Source organism: Plantactinospora solaniradicis (genome assembly GCF_042658085.1).
In the GTDB taxonomy this organism is placed as follows: Bacteria; Actinomycetota; Actinomycetes; order Mycobacteriales; family Micromonosporaceae; genus Plantactinospora; species Plantactinospora solaniradicis.
Window position 1 is genome coordinate 1 of the sequence record NZ_JBHSPR010000083.1, and the last position, 3126, is coordinate 3126.

Genomic DNA, 3126 nt, shown 5'->3' on the forward strand with positions numbered 1-3126 from the left:
GGTTCCGATTCCTGCTCCGCGACCGCGACGGCAAGTACACCGCCCCCTTCGATCACGTCTTCACCGCCGGAGGCATCAGCGTGGTCAAGATCCCACCCCGGACCCCACAGGCCAACTGCTTTATCGAACGCTGGGGCCGCAGCCTCCGCGGCGAGTGCACCGACCACGTGTTGATCTACAGCGAGCGACACGCGCTGACCGTAGTCGGCGAGTACGTCAACCATTTCAACGACCACCGGCCGCACCAAGGGCGGCAGCAGCGGCCACCCAACCATGACCCAGCCGTCATCATCCCAATTGACAAGCCCATACGCCGCCGAAAACGCCTCAGCGGGGTGATCAACGAGTACCACCGAGCAGCCTGAACTGATCATCAAAACTCCAGGTCACCACCGTTGCACGAGTTTTGGCACGGCACAGGGGTTCCACACAGGCGAGCGCGAGCGTGAGAATTCCGGCAATGTGACGGACTTCGACTTCATTCTCACATTACAATGCACTCACATTGGTGGGAGTAGCGCCGGACGGGCATGATTGCCGCATTTAGGCGGCGGGGTGGATGGCCTGTTCCACGGCTTGCAGCACATTCCGGCGTAGCTCATCAACCCGAACGACCACCGTCTCACCCGACGGTTGGGGGCGGGCGGCACGCTCGACCAGGCCACGGATGACCACCGACGGGTTCGTGCCCTGCCGGACGGCCTCGGCCTCCACCCAGCGGGATGCGTCCTCGGGGAGCCGGATTGAATGGACAATCATCGCTGAACGGGGGGTGTGTTCAACCTCGGCGCCACTCCAGTCCCGATCTTCGAGTGACCGGAGCGCATCTTCACGGCTGCCCATCAGGATTCCCCCTTCATCATTTTTCGAATGGCATCAATCTCTTCCTGGTCGAGGTACCGGCCGCCGACCACGAGGTAGGCGTCGTCGGTTTCCTCGATCAGGGCGATGGTGAGCCACCGGCCGTCCCGGTCGGGTGCCGCGATCCGGAGGACGGCTCCGGTGTGGTGGCGGACCCGGTGGTGGGCGCGTTTGAGGATGTGGAGGGCGTCGCGCCAGTCGATCCCAGCCGCCGCGAGGTTGGCGTAGCTAGGGCCTGTGTCGAAGTCGGTGCCAGGGCTTGAGCTGGTTGGAGGATCTTCGCGTGTCGGTGTTCGAGATGCGGCGAGGTCTCCGGTAGATGGTTCAGCGACCAAGCAGAACCAGACATCCGGAGACCTCGTGGACACCGTAGCGGTGACGAGGCGGTTCGGCCTGACCGACGCCCAGTGGGCGGTGCTGAAGCCCTTGCTGCCGACCCCGAAGCGGCCGGGTCGACCGTCGTTGTGGAACAGGCGGCAGTTGATCGACGGGATCCGGTGGCGGATCCGGGTCGGCGCCCCGTGGCGGGACCTGCCACCCGAGTCCGGGTCCTGGTCGGCGGTGTACGCCTTGTGCCGACGGTGGCAACGGGGGCAATGCTCTCCGTGACGCATTGAGCGGGCTCGACTGGCGGGTGAACGCCGCTGGTGCCCGACTCGTCGTGGCCAGCTGAGTACGGTTGCCGACACTGTCGCGGCCACCGCCGGCCGTGGTCGGACCGACAATCCGTGGTGACCTGCCCGCCGCACGGGTACCGGAAGAGGACGGCAACCGGACGGACAGAATGGCGACTGCATCCCGGCGCCGGTCCTGGCACCCTACGTTCTGCCCGGGACCCGAATCCCATTTCCCGGATCGCAAGGTGCGATGTCGCACCTGCGCGGATCAGGAAAGGACATCGATGGACAAGAATAGCGGAGTCTGGCGTCGGATCGCTGCCGCGACCGTGTCGGCCGTCGTGGCGTGCGTCGGACTCGTCGTCGGGGCGCCGGCTGCGGCGTCGGCCTCGCCATCCATTGCATCTCCCGCCACCCAGCGGTCGCAGGTGGCCAGGGTGGCTCCGGGGCTGATAAACGCGGTGGTGTCCTGCTCCGCTGGCAAGGTGGCGACCGGCGGCGGCGCCGCGGTGGTGGGCGAGCCGGCCGGCGAACACCACGTGAGCATCAAGGAGTCCGGACCGGGTAGCCTCGGCGGCAAGAGCGTTTGGTTGACCTCGCTGCTGAACGGTGACATCGTTGCGCACCAGATCCGGTTCTACGCCGTGTGCATCGACCCTCCAGTCGGCTACGAGACGGTGGTCACGTCAGTCAGCGTGCCCGGAAACACCGTCGATTCCATCAGCGCGATGTGCCCGGCCAGCAAGCGCGTGATCGGCGGCGGTGTTCAGGTCATGGCCGCCAGCGGTAATCCGTCCGCCGCGCTGCTCCAGGAGTCCGCACCGAACCTCAGCGACGGAATCAGGTGGGCGGTGATGGTGAAGAATACCGCCGCCACTCCGCGTACGTTCCTGGTCACCGCCGTCTGCGCCAAGACTCCGGCCGGCTACGTCGACCTCAGCCAAGACCTTCAGGTGAACCCCGGTTCGTTGGGGTGGGGCACCCTGGCCTGCCCGTCGGGTACCAGGCCGCTCAGTGGTGGTGCCAGGGTCACCGCCGGGTCCACCGGAGACCACAAGACGGTCGTCGCCGAGTCCGCACCGTACGACGTCGCACTCCTCCAAAAGGGTTGGGTGGCGGCCATGCGGAACAACGACAGCGTGGCGCGCTGGTTCCAGCGCAGCGTGATCTGTGTCACCGCGCCGCTTGGGTACGAGATCACCTCCGTGCTGGCGTGATTAGGTCCAGCCACACGAGGGTGCGGCGGATCGGCGGCCCGGTCTGGCGGCAACGGTCCCCGCGCTCCTCGACCGACTGGGATACGGGCCTCGATAGGCGACGGAACGACCGAGGCTGCCCGAGCACCGAACCGAGCTCCGTTGACGGACTCGAATTTACGGAATTGCCGTACCTGACGACGAAGCGGCAGCCTTGCTTGGGCAGCAGGAATCTGCCGCACCTCCGAGCGTGCGGTCCGGGCGAGACACGAAGGGTGGGCAAGCGGTGAAGCCCGGCAGCGGCAAGTAGGCACGCAACTGTGGGAGAGACCGCGCGATGGATCGCTGCGGTTACTCCCCCGACGATCCCGGCGTTCCTCCTGCTCATGGCCCTAGTAGTACTTTGTCACCTTTCGGGTGAATGGCCGTCACCTTTGGGCTGTTGATTCGTG

4 protein-coding genes and 1 pseudogene are annotated in these 3126 nt (G+C 66.1%); 3 read left to right on the plus strand and 2 right to left on the minus strand.

Going from position 1 to position 3126, the window contains the following annotated elements:
• Window positions 1–80: 80 nt before the first annotated feature.
• On the plus strand, window positions 81–365 hold the full coding sequence (locus ACFP2T_RS43265; RefSeq protein ID WP_377432870.1) for an integrase core domain-containing protein: 285 nt from the start codon (window positions 81–83) through the stop codon (window positions 363–365).
• Between the two features lie 178 nt (window positions 366–543).
• Here the strand turns inward: ACFP2T_RS43265 and ACFP2T_RS43270 are convergent, their stop codons facing one another.
• Window positions 544–843: a hypothetical protein gene (locus ACFP2T_RS43270; protein ID WP_377432864.1), complete on the minus strand. Its 300-nt coding sequence runs from the start codon at window positions 841–843 to the stop codon at window positions 544–546.
• Window positions 843–1196 carry a hypothetical protein gene (locus ACFP2T_RS43275; protein WP_377432866.1) on the minus strand — a complete coding sequence of 118 codons (354 nt, stop codon included), beginning with the start codon at window positions 1194–1196 and terminating at the stop codon, window positions 843–845. The genes ACFP2T_RS43270 and ACFP2T_RS43275 overlap by 1 nt, the downstream gene beginning before the upstream one ends.
• A 25-nt stretch (window positions 1197–1221) precedes the next feature.
• Between ACFP2T_RS43275 and ACFP2T_RS43280 the strand changes: the two are divergent.
• Both ACFP2T_RS43280 and ACFP2T_RS43285 read left to right on the plus strand, forming a co-directional pair.
• Window positions 1222–1452 (plus strand): annotated as a pseudogene (locus ACFP2T_RS43280) (transposase); the annotation flags it as partial.
• A 310-nt stretch (window positions 1453–1762) separates the two neighbouring features.
• Window positions 1763–2695: a hypothetical protein gene (locus ACFP2T_RS43285; protein WP_377432868.1), complete on the plus strand. Its 933-nt coding sequence runs from the start codon at window positions 1763–1765 to the stop codon at window positions 2693–2695.
• Window positions 2696–3126: the final 431 nt, after the last annotated feature.